Annotated in this window: 13 protein-coding genes; 9 read left to right on the forward strand and 4 right to left on the reverse strand. The window is 39.9% G+C overall.

Annotation, left to right across the window (positions count from 1 at the left end; translation table 11 throughout):
• Positions 1-172 precede the first annotated feature (172 nt).
• From I6F65_RS09330 to I6F65_RS09360, 7 genes are all read left to right on the forward strand, one after another.
• Positions 173-805 (forward strand): PepSY-associated TM helix domain-containing protein, encoded by a 633-nt coding sequence (locus I6F65_RS09330; RefSeq protein ID WP_024609994.1) that lies wholly within the window; start codon positions 173-175, stop codon positions 803-805.
• Positions 805-1314 (forward strand): DUF2271 domain-containing protein, encoded by a 510-nt coding sequence (locus I6F65_RS09335; RefSeq protein WP_024609995.1) that lies wholly within the window; start codon positions 805-807, stop codon positions 1312-1314. The genes I6F65_RS09330 and I6F65_RS09335 overlap by 1 nt, the downstream gene beginning before the upstream one ends.
• 49 nt (positions 1315-1363) lie before the next feature.
• Positions 1364-2209: a DUF4198 domain-containing protein gene (locus I6F65_RS09340; protein ID WP_024609996.1), complete on the forward strand. Its 846-nt coding sequence runs from the start codon at positions 1364-1366 to the stop codon at positions 2207-2209.
• 279 nt (positions 2210-2488) lie between these two features.
• Positions 2489-5020 carry a TonB-dependent siderophore receptor gene (locus I6F65_RS09345; protein ID WP_197112573.1) on the forward strand — a complete coding sequence of 844 codons (2532 nt, stop codon included), beginning with the start codon at positions 2489-2491 and terminating at the stop codon, positions 5018-5020.
• Positions 5021-5316: 296 nt separating this feature from the next.
• The gene (locus I6F65_RS09350; protein WP_197112575.1) at positions 5317-7320 is read left to right on the forward strand and encodes a methyl-accepting chemotaxis protein; all 2004 of its coding nucleotides are present in this window, start codon (positions 5317-5319) and stop codon (positions 7318-7320) included.
• Between the two features lie 209 nt (positions 7321-7529).
• Positions 7530-8423: a hypothetical protein gene (locus I6F65_RS09355; protein WP_197112577.1), complete on the forward strand. Its 894-nt coding sequence runs from the start codon at positions 7530-7532 to the stop codon at positions 8421-8423.
• A 121-nt stretch (positions 8424-8544) separates the two neighbouring features.
• Complete coding sequence (locus I6F65_RS09360) at positions 8545-10434, forward strand: monovalent cation:proton antiporter-2 (CPA2) family protein (RefSeq protein WP_197112579.1); 1890 nt, start codon at positions 8545-8547, stop codon at positions 10432-10434.
• 84 nt (positions 10435-10518) lie between these two features.
• Here the strand turns inward: I6F65_RS09360 and I6F65_RS09365 are convergent, their stop codons facing one another.
• From I6F65_RS09365 to I6F65_RS09380, 4 genes are all read right to left on the reverse strand, one after another.
• Positions 10519-11712: a hypothetical protein gene (locus tag I6F65_RS09365; RefSeq protein WP_197112581.1), complete on the reverse strand. Its 1194-nt coding sequence runs from the start codon at positions 11710-11712 to the stop codon at positions 10519-10521.
• Between the two features lie 275 nt (positions 11713-11987).
• On the reverse strand, positions 11988-12701 hold the full coding sequence (locus I6F65_RS09370; RefSeq protein WP_197112583.1) for a hypothetical protein: 714 nt from the start codon (positions 12699-12701) through the stop codon (positions 11988-11990).
• A 139-nt stretch (positions 12702-12840) separates the two neighbouring features.
• Positions 12841-14631, reverse strand: coding sequence for an alkaline phosphatase (locus I6F65_RS09375; protein WP_197112585.1), 1791 nt, complete (start codon positions 14629-14631; stop codon positions 12841-12843).
• 11 nt (positions 14632-14642) lie between these two features.
• Positions 14643-16232: an alkaline phosphatase gene (locus I6F65_RS09380; protein ID WP_197112587.1), complete on the reverse strand. Its 1590-nt coding sequence runs from the start codon at positions 16230-16232 to the stop codon at positions 14643-14645.
• A 340-nt stretch (positions 16233-16572) separates the two neighbouring features.
• Between I6F65_RS09380 and I6F65_RS09385 the strand changes: the two genes are divergently transcribed.
• Positions 16573-16818, forward strand: coding sequence for a DUF3297 family protein (locus I6F65_RS09385; RefSeq protein WP_024610004.1), 246 nt, complete (start codon positions 16573-16575; stop codon positions 16816-16818).
• A gap of 659 nt (positions 16819-17477) precedes the next feature.
• On the forward strand, positions 17478-21196 hold a 3719-nt coding region (locus I6F65_RS21985; protein ID WP_197112589.1), incomplete at its 3' end, for an Ig-like domain-containing protein.

Consider the following 21196-nt stretch of genomic DNA (forward strand, 5'->3'; position numbering starts at 1 on the left):
CCCATTAAACTTTTCACATAATTACAAGTCGTTATACCCAGTCCAAATAACCCTTTTTTAATCTATAAATACGCTTTATTACTTAACTTTGAATGTAAAGTTGAGTAAGTAAATTTGTAATAGCTAATACAAATCATTATCATGTTGTAAATTTTATAATATCAAATTACTTATGGCGTTAATTAATAAACGGACTTTGTACAGTACAAGCCGTGCACTACACATTTATATTTCTACAGCTTTGTTTTTTTTGCTTATTTTATTTTGTGTTAGCGGCATTGTGCTCAACCATATTGATTGGCTTAAAAACGATAAAAATAATGGCCAAGTAACGGCAATGATCCCAGCAGCTCTTGTTGATAAAGCAAATGCACAACTAGATACGCTGCCAACGATTTACCCAGAAATAGAAGCTTACTTGGCCAAGCAATATGCACTTACTAAAGTAAAAAGCATTGAATGGGAAAAAGAAGATGCGCTTGTCATGCTCGACTACCCGCTACCTGCAGGGTTTGCCTACGCAGAGCTTGATTTTACAACTGGCGAGCTAAATCTTGATTACCAAACAGGTGGATTTTTAAGCCTTATTGGCGACTTACATAAAGGTCGCCATAGCGGCGAAGTATGGAGCTGGGTAATTGATATATCCGCCGTACTGATGATTTTATTTGCCATTACCGGCATGATTATTTTATTTCAAAATAGAAAAAAACGCTTAGCAGGAATATGGATAACTGTACTAGGAGTAGCAACTCCACTGGTTATTTATTTATGTTGGGTTCCACAAATAAAAGGAGTGTCTTAATGGTTAAATTTAAATTATTTATAAGCGCCGCATTACTGCTAGTAGCTGCGTTTTTTCAAACAACAGCGCATGCGCAAACCCCACAGTTAGAAGTTGAATTAACGCTTCCCGACTTAGAAGTACAACCGTATCACCGCCCATATGTTGCGGTTTGGCTGGAAACGCCAGAGCGTAAGCACGTTACTACGCTTGCACTTTGGGTGCAAAAAGCAGAATGGTTTAAAGACCTACGCCAATGGTGGCGTAAAGCGGGTAAAAGCGATATTAATTTTGACGGCATTAGCGGTGCAACAAAGCGTGCCGGCACTTACACCATAAATTGGCAAGGTAACGATTTAGACGGTAATCCAGTAAAACCAGGTAAATACTTACTTAATATTGAAGTTGTACGCGAAGAAGGCGGCAGAGATTACACCCGCGTTGAGCTTGATTTAACAAAGTCAGGAAAAATTACAATTGATGGTAAAAACGAGTTTTCACAAAGTTTCGTCACTGTAAGCACTGAGTAACACTAAGTAGCACTTATTTTATTACTAGAATTTAAGCAAAGGAAAAATAATGAAAATTAATTTATTAAAAACTGCATTAATCGGCGCATTGAGCTTATCTGCTTTAGTGTCAACTTCAGCAAGTGCACACGGACGTTGGTTACTACCTTCGCATACATCTTTATCAGGCGATAAAGCGCATTACGTAATGATTGACGCAAGCATTTCAAACGAAATTTTTGCACCAGACAAAGCCTTTAAACCTAAAGAAAAAGGCGCCGAGTACGACGATACGTTATTAATGGCACTTGCGCCTAATGGTGAGCCAGTATCTGAAACGATCCGTGCTTATTACTTAAAACGTAAAAGCTCAGCTGCGGTAAGCTTAACAGAGCAAGGTACTTACCACATTGCAATGACCCAAAAGCCAATGTACATGACCTTCTACAAAAATGAAGAAGGCAAGCGCAAGCGCGTATTTGGTAAAAAAACAGACGCTAAGTTACCAAGCAACGCTAAAGATGTAACTACAACGAAGGTTATTTCAACAGTAGATACATTTGTAAGCCGAAATGGCACCTCAAAGCCTGCACAGTTAGGTTTAGGCTTAGAGCTTAGCGGTCCAACACATCCAAATGACTTATTTGTAGGTGAAAGCGCTAAGTTTCAGCTTTTACAAGATGGTAAATCTGCCGGCGAAGGCATTGAAGTAAGTATTTTAAAAGGCGACACACGCTACCGTAACGATCGTGGCGAAGTAAAAGTAACGACCGATAAAGAAGGTATGTTTACAATTACGTGGAAAGAGCCTGGTCTATACTTAATCGAAACCTCTAACAAAGTTACCGTAAATGAAGAAGGTGTAGATGCAGGACGTTATGCATTATTTACAACGCTTGAAGTTGCCCCTGAATAATTTAAATTACTAAACTTAAAAAATTGAAAGGCCAAGCATTTGCTTGGCCTTTTTACGTCTTACTAACTTTTATCTAAAATCTCCTTGAATTCGCAACCATTCGACACAAAGTTGCAACTACAACGATCCAAACGTCTATATAACCCGTAAACAGTGACCTCACTTGTTAACAACTTAGCATAACTTAGATAGTTTTTATCTTTGCACTGATGTGATCGCTTCTATATGATGCGCTCCTTTTCTAATCATTAACAAATAGCAGTTCTTGGGGAACAATTAATGACTTTTAAGCGTTTATCTGCAAATAAATTAGCACTTAGCCTGGCCGTTACTACTGCACTTAGCACGCCATATTCTATGGCTGTTGCCGCAGAGCAAGACAATCAAGCAGAAAAAAATATCGAAGTAATTTCAGTAACCGGTACGCGCCGCAGTTTACGCAGTATTGCTGAAAGCTCAGTACCTGTTGATATTATTACAAGCGGCGATATGGCCAGCACAGGTCAGCTTGAAATTAGCCAAGTACTTGCTAACCAAGTACCAAGTTTTAACTACCCAAGCGCAACAGTTGCAGATGGCACTGACCATGCTCGCCCTGCTGTTTTACGTGGTTTGGCACCTGATCACACATTAGTACTTATAAATGGTAAACGTCGTCACTCTGGTGCGCTTTTAAACTTAGGTGGCGTAGTTGGTCGTGGTTCAACTGCCGTTGACTTAAACATGATCCCTACATCGGCAATTAAGCGCGTAGAAGTATTACGCGACGGTGCAGCAGCGCAATACGGTTCAGACGCAATTGCGGGTGTTATTAATATAATCCTTAAAGATGCATCTGAAGGCGGTAGCGTAAGCGTTACTTACGGGCAATACGACACGCAAATGGCGGGCGCTCCAAATCTTGAAAGTACTTATGCAGATGCAAACGGCAACTTAGCTTTTAATACCGGTGATGACCGAGAAGTAAACGACGGTAGCACTCGTACTATTAGTGCAAACTCTGGTTTTTCATTATCTGATAAAGGCTTTGTAAACGTATCAATTGAGTACCGTGATAACGATCCTACTCAACGCTCTGGTTTTGACCCACGCGAACAATACAGCCGCCTTGATGATGGCAGCCTAGACCCACGCGAATTTACTATTGATCGTTACAACCATCGTTTTGGTAAAGCAGAGCTTGAAGATTACGCGTTGTTTTACAACATGGGTTACGATTTAGATAATGGCTTAAACCTATACTCTTTTGGTAGCTACTCAAAACGTGAAGGTAATTCTGGTGGTTTTTACCGCCGAGCAAAAGATGATCGTAATATTTTAGAAGTATACCCAGATGGTTTTTTACCGCAAATTGAAACAGACGTAGAAGACTATTCACTTGCTCTTGGTTTACAAGGTGAAACAGGCGAGTGGACATGGGATGTAAGCACCAACTACGGTCGTAACGACTTTTCTTTGGGCGTAGTAAATAGCTTAAATACATCTTTAGGCGCCACCAGCCAAACCGAGTTTGACAACGGTGCACTCGTTTATGACCAATTTATTATTAATGGTGATGCCAGCACAACGCTTGATTTAGGTTTACCAGATGACGTATTTTTTACTGTTGGTGCTGAATACCGCCACGAAAGCTACAAAATAGAACAAGGCGAAGAAGCCTCTTATATTACTGCACTAGATAGCGACGGCAACCCAATTGCTGCCGGCGGCGCACAAGTACTATCTGGTTTTGGTCCTGAGAGCGTAACTGACGAAAGCCGTCATAACGTAGCGATTTTTGTTGAGTTTGACACCTACTTAACAGAAAAATGGAATGTTGTTTTAGCAAGTCGTTACGAAGATTACAGCGACTTTGGTGATACGTTCACGTCAAAACTAGCAACACGTTACAGCATTACCGATAATCTATCGTTACGTGGGGCTGTAAGTACAGGCTTTCGTGCGCCGTCTTTAGCACAAAGCTCATATCGTCAAATTTCAACTGTGCTTGAAAACAATCAACCATTTGAAGTTGGCTTGTTTCCAAGTGACGCGCCAGCAGCACAAGCATTGGGCGCAAAAGAGCTAGATGCAGAAGATTCTGTAAACTTAACAGCAGGCTTTGTATACACTCAAGGTAACTTTAGCCTAACGGTTGATGCATACCGTATTGATATTGATGATCGTGTTGTTTTATCTGAAAATTTATCGGGTGAAGCAGTGCAACAAATTTTAGCCGATGCGGGTGAGTTAAATACCGAAAGCGTACGCTACTTTACCAACGCGATTGACTCACGTACACAGGGTATAGATATAGTTGCAACGTACACGCTTGAATTAGATAACCTAGGCGATTTACGTTTAAATGCAGCCGCTAACTTTAACGACACCGAAGTTACTCATGTTGACGACAACCCAGAGCAGCTTAACTCTTTAGGTGATGACTACGTAGTGTTTGCTCGTCGCGAAGTGGGTCGTTTTGAAGAAGGTACACCTGATAGCAAGTGGAACTTATCTGCTGTTTGGAACTTTAACGAATGGCAAACAACACTGCGCGCAACACGCTACGGTGAAGTTGCAGATATTTCTACAACAAGTGATCGCGATGAATACCTAGATGCAAAATGGATAACCGATCTAGAAGTTGCTTATCGCCCTAATGATGAATGGAAATTTGCATTAGGCGCTAATAACTTATTCGATCAGTACCCGCAAGCTACAGTAAATAACATTGGTTACTCTGATTTTGGTCAGATTTTCCCGTATACGCCGTATGCACCATACGGTTTAGATGGTCGATTTTTATATGGCAACATCACCTACAGTTTTTAATTTATACTTAAATTAAATGAGTTAAATAAAGATCCGATATGGCATGCCCTATCGGATTTTTTATATTTAAAAAACAGCAATAAATATAACTACCCTAGCTATAATCAAACAAACTACAAAAAACACTTTCGTCACAAACCGTTAATTTTTTATTATCATTTAATGTATTGTTTGTTTTATATGATAAATTGATTATCAGGCAAAGTTCGTTACTAGCGAGTCATCAAATAAAACAACTTAAAATGCCTATAATTAAACTTAGTACGCATAAATACCGTCTTTCTCTGGAGTGAAGTATGAGCTATAAAAACTGGTCAATATCAAAACAAATTGGTGCGCTTGCATTCACTTTAACGCTATGTGTATTTAGTTTAGTTGGGCTATCTACCTATTTAATTTCGGCTAATACACTTTCTGAAAAAAGTGAAACAGCAATAAAATCTGAAATAACGGCTATTTCAGATCTTTTAGAACTTCAATACGACAGCCTGCTGGCAATAGCAAAGCGTAATGCCACTGTATTTAAAGGTATGTACCCTGGTGAATTTAAAAAAAGCGATCAAAAGGTATTGGTCGTAGATACTATGGTGCCCGTTCTTTTACATGATAACGAACAAGTTAATAACAATATCGATATTGTTGAAAATTACGCTAAATTAACCGGAGGTAACGCCACGGTATTTATGCGAGATGGGGATGATTTTTTTCGTATTACTACCTCTTTAAAAAAGAGTGATGGACAACGCGCTATTGGTACTTACCTAGGAAAAAACCACCCAGGCTATCAACCTCTTATGAACGGTCAAAGCTATGAAGGCTATGCTAAATTATTCGGCAACGAATACATGACTGTTTACCAACCAATTAAAAATAAACAAAACCAAGTAATTGGTATTTTATACATAGGTTTTAATATAAACGACGCACTGGCATCTCTTAGAGGGTCTGTTAATAAAATAGTAATTGAAGAAAGCGGTAACTTATTTGTTTTCAGAAATACAAATGATGTAGTTATAGCAGGAAAAGAAGCCGCAGTTGACTCAAAAGTGAACTCCAAAGCGCTTGATGGACTTAACCTAGAGGCAATTAAAAAAGGTCAGTCATTAAAATACAATAGTGAAAATAACACCCCTATGTTTGCTTACAGCAAAACAGTACCAGGGTGGGATTGGACCTTACTTGGTCGTGTAAAAGAAAGCGAACTCACTGAAGAAAGTATAAAACTAATGGTAGTTAACAGCATAACGTCTGTTGGCGGTATTCTTGCTATCTCAATTTTACTATTTTGGGTGCTAGTAAAAACACTTAACCCATTAAGACAATTAACACGTAGCGTTGATGCGTTAGGCAAAGGTGATTTGTCACAACATTTTGTAAATACCAATACAAATAGTGAAAATGAAATAGACCTAATTACCGCGAGCGTAAGTAGCATGTCGGTTGAGCTAAAAAAACTGATACTCGCTTTACAAGATTCAGTAGTTGAGCTGGAAAATCAAGCCGGCACCTCTAAAAATAACGCCCTCGCTAACGGTAAAGAAGCACATGCAATGATGGGGCAAACAGACCTAATAGCCACCGCCATCGAAGAAATGTCGGTATCTATTAAAGATGTAGCCAATAACGCAAATGAAGGCGCTCAACGAACCCAACAAGTAGATGCAGAAGCTCAATTAGGTCGCACACAATTAACCCAAGTTGTTAATGACTTAATGCAGCTAAGCCAGCAACTAAATGATAGCCACAGCTCTGTTGAAAAAGTAAACACAGCAAGTAACGAAATAAGTAAAGTAACTGAAGTAATTAATGGTATTGCTGAGCAAACTAACTTACTAGCACTTAATGCCGCTATAGAAGCAGCAAGAGCAGGCGAACAAGGTAGAGGTTTTGCAGTTGTTGCCGATGAAGTGAGAACCTTAGCGCAGCGCACCCAAAAATCAATTTTAGAAATTAGCCAAACAATTGAGCAACTACAAATACAAGTTACCGCCGCAACTAAGCAAATGGAACAAAGCCGTCAGTTGGGTATTAAATCAGCTGAAGAAGGTGAAAAAACCGGAGAGCAACTTAACTTTATCACTCAAAGTATTGGCGATCTAACACGCTCATCAAACAATATAGCTGAGGCAACAGATCAACAAAGCACCGTTGCTGCAGAAATCACTCAAAATCTACACTCTATAAGCCAGCTCGCTAAAGAAGGTGAGTCTCGCACGCAAAGCACTGTAAATTCGGCAAGTGAATTAATGACATTGGCTGAAAAAATCAAACAGCAAATAAGTTACTTTAGAGCACATTAATACAACGGTTAAAGCCGCTAAATAAAAAAGGATGCACTTCGCATCCTTTTTTATTATTTATTAATATTTAGTGCTTTTAACTATTTTTTAATGATTTTCATTTTCATAAAAATATAAATCACCTATAAAACAATAGATTATATGTTGGTCTTATTTTTGCTCTATTGTACTTACATTAAATTTAAACAATAAAGAATAAAGGATTAAACATGAGCTCATCAACATTACCTCACATCGTAAAACCACTTTCGCTAATTAGCGGTATTTTATTACTAAGTGGTTGTGTGTTTCACATATCGCCAAGCGTGGCGTCTGTAAAACAAACCAAGCAACTTACATTACCTAACAACAATCTTGAGTATTTAAATGTGTTAAGCGGCGCAGGTAGCCTTGAAATAAAAGGCTCGGATACTGCCACCAGCATTAGTGTTGATGCCACTATTTACACAGCCAATATTGAAGATGAGTACGAGCTAACGCTCGAGCAAGACGGTAAACAAGCAAAACTTGTTGCTCAAAATAAAAGCAGTAATGGTATCAGCTTTTACAGTGGCCAATCTCCAAGTGTTAATTTAGTTGTTACTGTGCCAAGTAATCTAAATTTAGATATTGATGATGGCTCTGGCGACATTGTTATAAGTGCTATGCAAAGCAATATTGACGTGAAAGACGGCTCGGGGAACTTAACTATAAGCGGTGCTAAAAACCTAACTATTGACGATGGCTCAGGTGAAGTAAACCTTGAAAACATCGCAGGTAATTTAGAATTAACAGACGGCTCTGGCAGTATTCATATAAACAACGTAAGCGGCAATGCAACTATTGACGATGGGTCTGGCAAAATGCACGTGAGCAACATAAACGGTTCGCTAAACGTTGAAGATGGATCGGGTGATTTAGTGATAAGCCATATAAGTGGCGCAGTTAATGTTGATGATAACTCTGGCGACATGATCATTGAGCATATTGACTCAAGCGTAACAATTGAAGACGGTTCGGGTGATATTCGCGTTAATCATGCAAAGGGGCTGACTATTACTGAGTCGGGATCGGGCGATGTAAGTATCGATAATATTAGCGGTTCAGTAAAAGTAGCTGACTAACAGTATGAGCTAAAAATAACGTATTTTAAGCCACATGAATTATTGTATTTTATAAGAACCTAAGTCATTCTATTTATGCTCAAATACCTTGAGCATAAATAGAATGACTTAGGATAAACGCGTGTTAGAAATTGCTTTAATTTATTTAGCAGCAGCCATTGTAGCTGTCCCTATTGCAAAACGAGTCGGACTTGGCTCTGTGTTAGGTTATTTAATTGCCGGAATACTCATTGGCCCTTATGCGCTGGGTGTTGTGGGCGATCAAACAGATGTAATGCACTTCGCTGAATTTGGCGTAGTAATGATGCTGTTTTTAGTGGGTCTTGAACTACAACCTTCGCGTTTATGGACATTACGCCACTCTATTTTAGGGCTTGGCGGCTTGCAAGTTGTGTTAACGGCAGCGGCAATTTTTGCATTTTGTTATTGGTTTTTTGCCATGCATTGGCAAACCGCACTCGCCATTGGTTTAATGCTGGCGCTCTCCTCTACTGCTATTGTGCTGCAAAGCCTTGAAGAAAAAGGCTGGCTAAAGCAAGAAGCCGGACAAAACGCTTTTTCGGTATTGCTGTTTCAAGACATCGCAATTATTCCTATTTTAGCCCTATTGCCATTGCTCGCATTTGCCCCGCAAACTAGTACAAAAGAAATCAGCGATTCGATTATTGCAGGCTGGCCTGTATGGCAACAAGTATGTATATCGGTTGCGGTTATTGCCGCTATTATTGCCGGCGGTAAATATGTATCGGCGCCATTATTTAGATACATTGCCCAAACACACATGCGTGAAATATTTACTATTTTTGCACTGTTTTTAGTGGTCGCTATTGCGCTAGTTATGCAAAGTATTGGTTTATCGCCTGCTTTGGGGACTTTTTTAGCGGGCGTTGTACTTGCCGAGAGCGAATTTAGACACGAATTAGAAGCCGATATAGAGCCCTTTAAAGGCTTACTTTTAGGATTGTTTTTTATAACTGTTGGCGCATCAATTAACTTTGAACTGCTATTTAACGAGTTTAGTACTGTTATAGGTTTAGTGGTTTTACTTATTGTAGTTAAAGCCTGCATTTTATTCGCCCTTGCCGTTACCTTTAAAATTAACAGTAAACAGCAGTTATTATTTGCCTTAGCACTTGCTCAAGGGGGTGAGTTTGCATTTGTACTGCTAAGCGTAACCACCACCTTAAGTATTTTAACGCCCGAGCAAACCAGCCTTGTTACCTTAGTTGTGGCGGTATCAATGCTAATAGCGCCGTTATTACTTATGGTTTATGAGCAAATACAAAAACGCAGCAGCAGTGCTATGCCTGAGTTTGATAAGCCAGAGCAAATTAGCACCGCTAAGCACGTAATTATTGCGGGCTACGGACGTTTTGGTCAAATTATGGGGCGTTTACTGCACGCGCAAGGCTACGAAATTACCGTACTTGATCACAGCCCTAGCCAAATAGAATTACTACGCCGTTTTGGTAACACCGTATTTTATGGCGATGCCGCACGCCAAGAACTCCTTGAAGCCGCAGGCGCGCACACCGCGCAAATGCTAGTAATCGCAATTGATAACCCCGATAAAACCATTGAGATAATTAAGCTCGCGCATAAAAACTACCCGCAGTTAAAAATTGTTGCTCGCGCAATCGACCGCCGCCATGCGTATCAGTTACTTAATTTAAAAGTAGATGCGTTTAACCGCGAAACAGTCGACTCGGCTATTAACCTTGCCGTAGAAGCACTCGAGTTACTAGGTAACACTAAGCAAGATGCAGAGCGCGCCGGTAAGCTGTTTAGAGACCACGACCGCGCTGCAGTACTGCAACTTGCTGCACTATGGGGAGACGACGCCAGCTACGGCGTAGCAGTGCGCCAACGTATGGAAGATTTAAAACAAGTGCTGCAACAAGATAAACAAGCACAAAGCGATTTAAATACCTGCGACAGCGGCGATTGCGAAGATGGCTTAACAGAAGTAGCGAGTAAACCTAAAAAGCCTGATGATGCTCATCTTGAGTAATTTAGGTAGTTGGTTTTGTAGTGTCTTCGGATAGTGCTAAAACAGCATTAAATGGACTAAAATAGTGGATTGCGATGTATAAACTCAATCCACTGTTTTAGTTTGTCTCCTTCCACTAAATAGAATTTCAGACAATGAGTTTTGGACAATTCCCCAGGTTCCGTTTGGGTGACCTATTGGGATTGCTAGAAGCTCATCACAAGAATAATTAATTCTTAAATTAATAGTATGTTTTTTAAGCTCCCCATGAGTTAAAACACTTAAGATAGATTGCACACTTGCACTACTTGGGTTCTCATTCGAAAATCCAATAATTCTATAGTCCTTTAATTCAAACTTAGAGTAGTTTTCCTTAACCTCACGTGCTGCCTTACCTTTATGTTTTCCAACTAGGTGATACATTAGAGGAACAATTTTTGCCCATTGTTGATGCTGCCAACTATTAAAAAAAGTTGTCACTATATCAAGTACCCCGAAGTCTTCAGTAGGTCCGGATTTATTCAAACGCTCTTGAAACCTATTTAAGTAATGATCGTATATCTCATTTTTATTTTTTAGATTCGCTTTTTTTATCAATTGCTTTTTTTTATAAGGCTCATCTTTTTTATCCATATACCAAGTGCGCAAAGTGAACAGTATATTCCAACATTTTGCGGAAACATGTGAGTTTGAAAAATTTACATCTCTACCATGCAAAATACCATTTCTATAAGGCAAATAGATTTCTTCCAAGTTTGTTTTTGTTCGGCTCTTGGTAAGAAAGTTTTCTTGGATATAAGTAAATGTCTCTTCATATTGGGTAATAGAATCCCATGCACCCAGATCGGAATTTTGAGCAAATATACCTAAATTTGCTATATCATTTGATATTCCATCTAATGCTATTAGTAGTAATAAAACAGCAGCAGAGTGATTACCTTGTAAATATAATTCACGTGCATTTTCTAAAATAGCTTTTCGATCGTTAAACGCCGGCGCTCCAGCTAAATGCAACATGAATTTATCAATGCCATCTGTTACTCCCTCTATAAGAGCGAGATTTGCTTTATCTAACTTTCCTTTTTCTGCTAAAAACAAAGCACTCTGACAACTGTCAAAAGGTAAATAGTTATTTAAAACCCAGGCCTCATCCTTAAACATAGGATTAAACTTCCTCACTACATCTAAAATTTCAGAACCTTTTTGGAGATCTTCGTTCATTAGCCCTAATGTATCCAACTCATGATATGTACCTATTAAATTGTCAATTGACGGGTTGTTTGATTCATTGGAACTCATGAATACTCCATAAGGTATAGCAATTTTATCAGAGAACATATTTCATGTATTAATGTCCCTATTGTTTGAACTTCTATTAATATCAAATAGTGTAAATTATTGCCAACTATAAATATTATGCGGCTGATAGTGTGTGTTTTATAAAAATAGGAAAGTGTTTATTGTGTTACTTGGGTGGGAATGGCTTAAATTAATCTACTTTTGAATACCAGCTTGTAGCTCATAGCCGCCTGTCATTTTTAGCTATGAGCTACAACATTTAAAAGCTCCACAAACTAGTGGTGGTGCCCGCCTTGAATAGCCTCGCCCTGCTGGTTATAAAAGCCTGTTGCGCTGTGCTCTATAAAACCAAGGTTGATCATTTTTGCTAAAAATGGGTCGCCTTCGTTATCGCCAATGTCGGCGTAATCGGTAGTTTGAAAACGATCCCACTGTGCAAATTGAGCGGTAATTAATGGCTCATCAGTGTTTACATTATTAAGGCTAAGTAAGGTAGTAGTTTGGCTTTTTTTATTACTAATACTAAATGTTTTAACTAATTTTGAATGCGTAAAAAAGGCAAGGTTAAAGTCGTTGCCATTTTCGCTCAGTGTATAGTTTTTTACTTCATCGCAGCCTGTGCCTTGTGTGCTTACTAACGTCATTTTTTTGATTAGGTGGTTATCCACCAGCTGACTTTTAGCACTCCAGTTTTGTACGCCGCGTACTTCAGATGGTTGGTATTCAATCCCGCGTTGCTGGGCGTTAAAGTAACGTATTGGTCGTATTTGATTATTAGCTAAATGCTGCCAAAGCTCGGTTATTACTTCACTTTGATGCGCTACTTGCTGATTGTTTCGCCAAAGGGTAAGTGACTCGCTATTTTGCTGCGCTTTATGGCTGTTGGTAATTTTATAATCGGCTTTTAAATACTTGGCATCAATATCACATTGCGAGGCAAAGCTACTTGTACTTACAAGTGTGGCAATTATTAATAACGCTTTTTTCATTTAGCTATCTCTTATTTATATTTCAAGTTTATGGCAATAACATAACGATTATAAATGTCAGTTTAATGACAAAAACCCCGCAAAGTAGGCGGGGTTTTTTATTTAGATATATTTAACTAAATTTATAACTAGGCGGTATTTATTGCGCTAGTTTTTCGTCTGCTGCTTTTACAAAATCAGCGGCAAAGTCCATTACATGAAATAAAAAGCTTTGCTCGTTTGTGCCTGTTACCAAGTGTGCACCTGGTCCCATTGCATAAACGCCTACGTCTTCACCGGCATGTGTTTCAGAGCCCATTGGTACCAGTGCTTCTTGATGAAAACCAGGTGTTGTTGTATCAACATCTGTTAAATCAACACGCCCTGTAACCGGTGCAAAGGCATAACCTGCATCGGCATTTGTCTCGCTACCTAAGTTTCTAAAGCCACCACCATTGGTGTAACCAACCGTTGTATACGGCATATCGTCGGCAGCTAAGCTTGGCTCAGTAGCGCCTACTGCAACCACTTTACCTAAAATTGGGTTACCGCGTTTAGGGTAACCGGCAATGGTAAATACATGGCTGTGATCGGCTGTTACAACAATGAGTGTTTCTTCTGGATCAGTGTTTTCCATTGCCACTTTAACGGCTTTAGCAAGCTCAATAGTGTCGTTTAATGCGTTATAAGCATTGCCTGCATGGTGCGCGTGGTCAATACGACCCGATTCAACCGTTAAGAAAAAACCTTGCTCGTTGTTATCAAGCACGTTAATTGCTTTTTCGGTCATTTGTGAAAGCGAAGGCTCGCCTGCAACATCGTTTGCGCGGTCAGCTTCGTACTGCATGTGGGATTCGTTAAATAAGCCAAACACTTTAGTGGCGTCGTCACTTATTGCATCAAAACCGGTTTGATCCATTACGTAAGTGCCATTTGGATATTGCGTTTTCCACTCTGCGGTTAAGTCGCGGTTATCTGTACGATCCCCTTCAACAGCACTTACTGCATCGGCTGAATTAAACGCGGCATCTTTTGGTAAAAAGTGACGACGACCGCCGCCCATTACTACGTCAATACCGTCTACATCAACACCACTAAAGCGTGCTTCTAGGTTGGCTTCAAAGTTAACCAGTTGCGATGCAATGTCTTCACACGTTGCGGCACTTTCTGGCATATCGGAGATATCTTCCCAGTTACGCTCTGCCGATTTAGCATACGTTGCAGCGGGTGTTGCGTGAGTAATACGCGCTGTAGAAATAATCCCTGTTGCTTTGCCTGCAATTTCAGCAAGCTCTAACGAGGTAACAAGTTCGTGCCCTTTGCCTGATGCACAATTACCACGTTCAACCGCTTCATCAATACCAATAACGCCTGCGTCGGTTTTAACGCCCGATGCCATTGCGGTCATAGTGCCTGCCGAATCTGGCGTTTGCGCATCTACGTTGTATGTTTTTACAAAGCCCGAAAAAGGCATGGTTTCAAAGCTTAACTGGTGCTCTTCACCCATTTCGCCTTCTAACTGGCCCGCTAAAATACGTGCTGCGGTTATGGTAGAAATACCCATCCCATCGCCCACAAATAAAATAACGTTTTTAGCTTTGCCTGACTCAGTAACAATGTTGCTACTGGCTGTTTGCGCGGCACCTAATTTTGTTTGTGCTTCACTAAACCAAGTATTGGTAGTAAGTGATGCCAGCTGCTCGCTTGTTAACGACGTTGCAGGTGCATTACACACTAAATTAGTTGAGTTAACTTCGTCGCTGTCTAGCACATCGTTATTATTGGTATCTGCGCCTACTTGCGTCTCTACACCGCCATTAATACACTGCTCAGAGCCCACTGCAATAGCGTTATCTACTGCGATAATATTATTTTCATTTTTGTTATCGTCACTTGAGCAACCTGCTAGCGCGACCATTACTGCCAAAGAAAGTACTGTTAATTTGTTCATGTTAGCCGCCATTATTGCTGAGTTAGTTCAAGAGCTTGATTAATTAGATGAAACACTACGTTTTGTTCAATTACGCCTTGTGCTAGCTGAGCACCGGGGCCTTTTGCGTGTAGTGAAATGTCTTCACCGGCATGTGTTTCTGAACCGAGTGGCACGGTTGTTTCTTGGTGAAAACCTGGGGTTGTTGTATCAACGCCATTTAGCTCTACACGTCCGGCTACTGGGCCAGTTGCATAAGCAGCATCGGCATCTGTTTCATCAACTAAATTTCTAAAACCTAAACCATTTGCGTAACCTACTGTGGTGTACGGCATATCGTCGGCGGCTAAGCTTGGTGTTGTTGCACCTACTGCAACTACTTGACCTAAAATTGGATTACCACGCTTAGGGTAGCCTGCAATAGTAAATACATGGCTGTGATCGGCGGTTACTAAAATAAGGGTTTCTTCTGGGTTTGTGTTATCTACCGCTGCTTGCACGGCTTTAGCAAACTCAATGGTGTCGTTAAGCGCGTTGTATGCATTACCTGCGTGGTGCGCATGGTCAATTCGTCCCGACTCAACCGTTAAAAAAAATCCATTATCGTTTTTACCAAGCACTTCAATTGCTTTAGTGGTCATATCGGTAAGTGAAGGCTCGCCCGCTACATCGTTTGCGCGGTCAGCTTCGTATTGCATGTGGGATTCGTTAAATAAACCAAATACTTTAGTGGCGTCATCGCTTATTGCATCAAAGCCTGTTTGATCCATCACGTACGTAGCATCTGGGTATTGTGTTTGCCACTCAGTTACTAAGTTGCGCTCGTCAGTACGGTCGCCTTCTATAGCACTTACTGCATCTGTTGAGTTAGCTGTTTCGTCTTTTGGTAAAAAGTGACGACGACCGCCCCCCATTACAAAATCAAGGCCGTCTACGTCGGTCCCTACAAATCGTGCTTCTAGGTTTTTTTCAAAGTTAACCAGTTGCGATGCAATGTCTTCACAGCCACCCGTTACTGCATCTTCTGGCATATCTGATACGTCTTCCCAGTTACGGTCAGCCGATTTAGCATATGTGGCAGCAGGGGTTGCATGAGTAATACGTGCTGTAGAAATAATACCGGTAGATAGCCCTTTAATTTCAGCAAGCTCTGTAGCTGTAAGTAATTCATTACCTGCCACTGTTGAACACACGCCGCGTTCAATATCTTCATCTACACCAATAACGCCAACATCGGTTTTTACACCGGAAATAATGGCCGTCATTGTGCCTGCTGAGTCGGGTGTTTGTGCATCTACGTTATACGTTTTAACTTGTGCAGAATATGGGAACTCTTCAAAGCTTAAATAACCTTCTTCACCAGGTTGGTTATTACGCTGCCCTTGTAAAATACGCGCTGCGGTAAGAGTAGAAATACCCATGCCATCGCCTACAAATAAAATCACGTTTTTAGCTTTAGTGGCTTGTGTAGCCTGCGCTTGTGCTGTTTTTGTTGTTAGTTTAGTTTGCGCAGCGCTATACCAGCTGCTGTCTTTTTGGCTTTGCGGTAGTACATCAGCATGGCTCACTGCGCTAAACGTTAACGTTAGCGCGATTGCCGCAGCGACTTTTTTAATTTTCATCCGTAATTCCCATTGTTTAGTGGTTATTTTTTGAAATGTGTAAACACAAAAAAGATCAACCGCTGCACTATAGAAAACAGATGTGACTGATAAAGGTAATTTTGATGAAAGAAAAATGACTAAATTATTACAACAATAAGTCAAAGAGGTTTGATATATGAAGTGAACGGGAGTTATATTTGCCATTATTACTTAGTTGTAATACTGCTTTGCTGCTCATATTTGCTGTAATGATGTAAATCTCGTTAATCACATGATTTTGCATTACGATTAAAACCTTGAGCGCACGATATGTATTGCCTACAATAGCGCATAACTTTTTTAATACAGATGAAAAACCATGACAGATTCAACAAAACCAGCACTTCCTGATCAGCTTTCTATTAACCCACGTAGCAAGCATTACGTAGAAGCAGTATTCGACCACGATATTGGTGTACTTTTAAACGGTAAAGAACGTTTTGACGTAGAAGAATATTGCATCAGCGAAAGCTGGATTAAAGTTGCGGCACCAAAAGCATTAGACCGTCGTGGTCAGCCATTACTTATAAAGGTAAAAGGCACTGTAGAAGTATTTTATAAATAACATCATTATCAAATGATGGTAATTTATAAATTTAATACAGCTAAAAAGATGCTTTTGCATCTTTTTTTATTTCAATTTTTGATGAAATAATATAAAACAGAAGCGACGTTATTAAATAGCATTTTTCTTATAATTGATAAGCAACAAGCCATTAACTAAAGAATCATATTAATGCAATTATCATTTATATCGAACCGAAATGAATTTTATTTATTAATTCACGACCAATAATAATTTGAATAACTTTTTAACCATCTAAAAAATATATTTTCGAGATAAATTATTCTCAAAGAAACTATGTTACTTCGAATACCATCACAGCTTTGTAGAGCTTTTATACTTACTTTTTATGTCTTTTCTGAATAGGTACATTTAATAATTATCTATTATTTTAATAGATCATAACTGTATTTTTAATTTTACAATTTTCGCTTACAAAAAATTGAACTCTCAAGATATAAAAAGTTGAAAATCAACATTTATTATTAATTTACAACTAGATAGAAAAAAATTCATTGATGTAACTATTGAAAGTCAGACTGTTTTTATAAACGAAATAAACAGAAAAGATATTTAATTTATTTCAACCTTAATTCTGGATTAACCAAAATTAACAACTAAGCTAAATTATATTGTAAATATAAGGGTCTGTTTAGTTTATGAATTTTATTTCTATTTTGTTTCAGAAGTATAAAAAAGAATCTTCAAAAAAACGTTCTGAAACGTCTACATCATATAGGCACCTTATTGCCCTCGAGCCTCGCTTTATGTTTGATGCTGCTGGTGCAGTTACAGCTGTGGAAGTTGCTTCTGAACAAGTTGTAAATGCCCAAGTTAATGCATTTATGCAGGAAAATTTTTCAACTACAGAATCAGTTTTCATCGAAAATGAATCTACGCAATCATTCGACATAGCCCAGTTACCACCATCATCGAATCGAGCAAATGAAGATATTAATTCAACAGCTACTGAAGCCGAAGATGAAGTAACCGCCTACCCTATTGATGATTTTAAAAATAATGATCGAGTAGAAATCGCATTTATTGATCTCAGTATTGATAATGCAGATCAACTTGCTTCAGCATTAGACCAAAGTATAGAAATTATATTTATTGACTCAGAAAAAGGCGGAATTGAACAAATTGCTGATGCATTAGAAGGTCGTACAGACATTGATGCAATTCATATTCTCAGCCATGGTGACAAAGGCGTTTTGTCTATTGCCGGAACGCAAGTAACTGCCGATTCAATTAAAGGCGAACAAGCTTCTTTATTTTTACGTATTGGCCAAAGCTTATCAGAAGATGGCGATATGCTTGTATACGGCTGTAATTTTGCTGCGGGAGCCGAAGGTTCTGAAGCAATTAAAGCTCTTGCCGATACAACAAAAGCGGATATTGCTGCATCTAACAACATAACAGGCGCAGCAGATAAAGGTGGTGATTGGGTTCTCGAGACTCAGCTTGGTGAAATAAATAATGCAACTTTAGTTGCTGAAGATTTTTCAGGTACGCTTGAGACAACTCCAGTTAACACATCAGGTCCTCAAACGGGTGAGTATGTAGTTACTGCTGACGGTGTTATTACTATCACAATTCAAGGTGGTGATGGTGGCAACGGTAGTGGCTCAGACGGTGGTCAAGGTGCAACGGTAACAGGGACTTTTAATGTTACTGCAGGGCAAATTATCCGATTCGTTGTTGGTGAGGCTGGTGATCCTATTGATTCAGGTACGGGGACAAGTGCTGGCGGCGGTGGCAGCACTGGTGTATTTATTGATGATGTATTGGTACTTGTTGCTGGAGCTGGTGGCGGTGGTGATGATGCTATTGGCGGCGGTGGCGGCGGCGGTAATAGCGTTACTTTTGGCGACGATGGTAGCGGTGTCGCTGGCGGTGCAGCTGGAACAAATGGCAACGGCGGTGGTGGTACTGGCACTGCTGCGGGTTCAGGTGGCGGTGGTATTAATTCTGCTGGACAATCTGGATTAGGTACGGGTGGTTCTGCTGCAGACCTTACTCCTAACGATGGAGTTACTCTGGCAAATGGTGGTACTGGTGATTTAAGCGGTTCAGATGGCGGTAGAGGCTTAACTGGCGGTGGTGGTGCATCTCCTTCATTTTCAGGTGGGGGTGGTGGTTATTCTGGCGGCGGTTCTGCCGGTGGAAATGGCGGTGGTGGCGGTGGCGGCTCGTTCGTTCACGCCTCTGCAATTTCAAACAGTGTAGTAGCAGGGACCGATGCTGCGGGCTCTGAATCAGATGGTAATATTAAGGTTTCACTTGAGGCGAATTCAGTCCCTGTTATATATTTAAATAATGATGGGGATACTGAAACAGCTGTAGGCTGGCAACACAACTCGCCATTCAATACACCTAGTGCAACCGACTTCAATAGCGGATCTGTAGTAAGTGGTAGTGATGAGATGTTTGGTCCTGGTCTTTCTGGAATTTATGATAATACAAGAGTACAGGTTGAAGGTGTAACAGCCAGCGACTTAGCAACAGCTCGTGCTAATCAAGATTTTATTCTATACGGTTTTACTACGGCATCAGATTTTGCTAACCCTGTTAGCATTAACGCAATATATAACGCCGACTGGATTGAAACTGTCGGTTATAAAATTGCAATTGATATTTCAAGCGATAATTTTACAACATTCAACACCTTGATAGAAGATCATCAAGCCGCCGTAGCTGGTGGTAGCACTTACGATGGTGTTTTTCAAAATATTGATCATTTTGAAATATCAGCAAACACAAACTATCAAATGCGCGTTTACCTATATGACAGTGATGGTGGAACGGTCATATTTGATGATTTACAAATTTTTACCACGAGTCCTGAATATAACTTTAATAATACTTTTACCGAAAATGGTCCTCCGGTAGCAATAGCTTCTACTGATATAGCTATAGATGACGACGATAATACAAATATGGCGTCTGCATCAATAGTATTGGCTAATCCTCAAACAGATGATCGATTACTTGTTAATGGTTCTGCCGCAACGAGTGGCACACTATCAAGCGGTATAACTTATACATTAACGAGTACAACCGTAACTCTTTCTGGTATAGCCACATTAGCTGATTACGAAGCTGCTATCCAAACAATTGAATTCGAAAATACTGGTGAAAATCCAAGTGTAATATCACGCAGTATTGAAGTAACAGTCAATGATAGTGAATCCAATTCTAATACTGCTATTGCAACTATCGAAGTTATTCCTATTAATGATGCACCAGTGGCTACGAATGATGGCCCTATCTCAGTTGATCAAGATACCCCTGTAAATGGGAACGTATTAACCAATGATACTGATGTTGATAGCGATACAATTACTGTGACGCAATTTGTAATTGCGGGTAATGGCACTGTTTATAATGCAGGAACGACTGCAACAATTAATGGTGTTGGTAGTTTATTAATTAATAATAACGGTACTTTTACCTTTACGCCTAATACGGACTATACAGGTCCTGTACCGAGTGCAACTTATACTATTTCTGATGGGGATGGCAGTACTGATACGGCAACACTTAGCTTTAGTAATGTGATTCCAGCCAACGATGCACCTATTGCTAATAATGATGGACCCGTTTCTGTAACTGAAGATACCCCTGTTAGTGGAAACGTACTAAGTAACGACACTGATGCCAATAACGATACGCTTGCTGTGACGCAATTTATAATAGATGGAGATACTACGGTTTACAGTGCGGGAACGACTGCTGCGCTTGCCGGTATTGGTCGTTTATTAATAAATGCTAATGGGACTTTTACCTTTACGCCAGATACAAACTATAACGGTCCAGTGCCCAGTGCAACTTACACTATTACTGACAATAATGGCGGCACTGATACGGCAATACTTAGCTTTAGTAATGCAGTACCTGCTAATGATGCGCCTGAAGCCGTTAATGATGGTCCAATTTCAGTAACAGAAGATACCCCTGTAAATGGAAACGTATTAACCAACGACACCGATATAGATGGCGATACGCTTAATGTGACGCAATTTGTAATCGATGGGGACACCACGGTTTATAACTCCGGAACAACAGCAACAATTGCGGGCGTCGGTGCGTTACTCATTAATGCTGATGGTAGTTTTACCTTCACCCCAGCTACTAATTACACCGGTCCAGTGCCCAGCGCAACTTACACCATTACTGACAATAATGGCGGCACTGATACGGCAATACTTAGCTTTAGTAATATGGTACCTGCTAATGATGCGCCTGAAGCCATTAATGATGGCCCAATTTCAGTAACAGAAGATACCCCAGCCACTGGCAATGTGCTTACTAATGACACCGATATAGATGGCGATACCCTCGCGGTAACGCAGTTTGTTATTGCAGGTGATACAAC

Source organism: Pseudoalteromonas sp. SWXJZ94C (assembly GCF_015864385.1).
Lineage (GTDB): Bacteria > Pseudomonadota > Gammaproteobacteria > Enterobacterales > Alteromonadaceae > Pseudoalteromonas.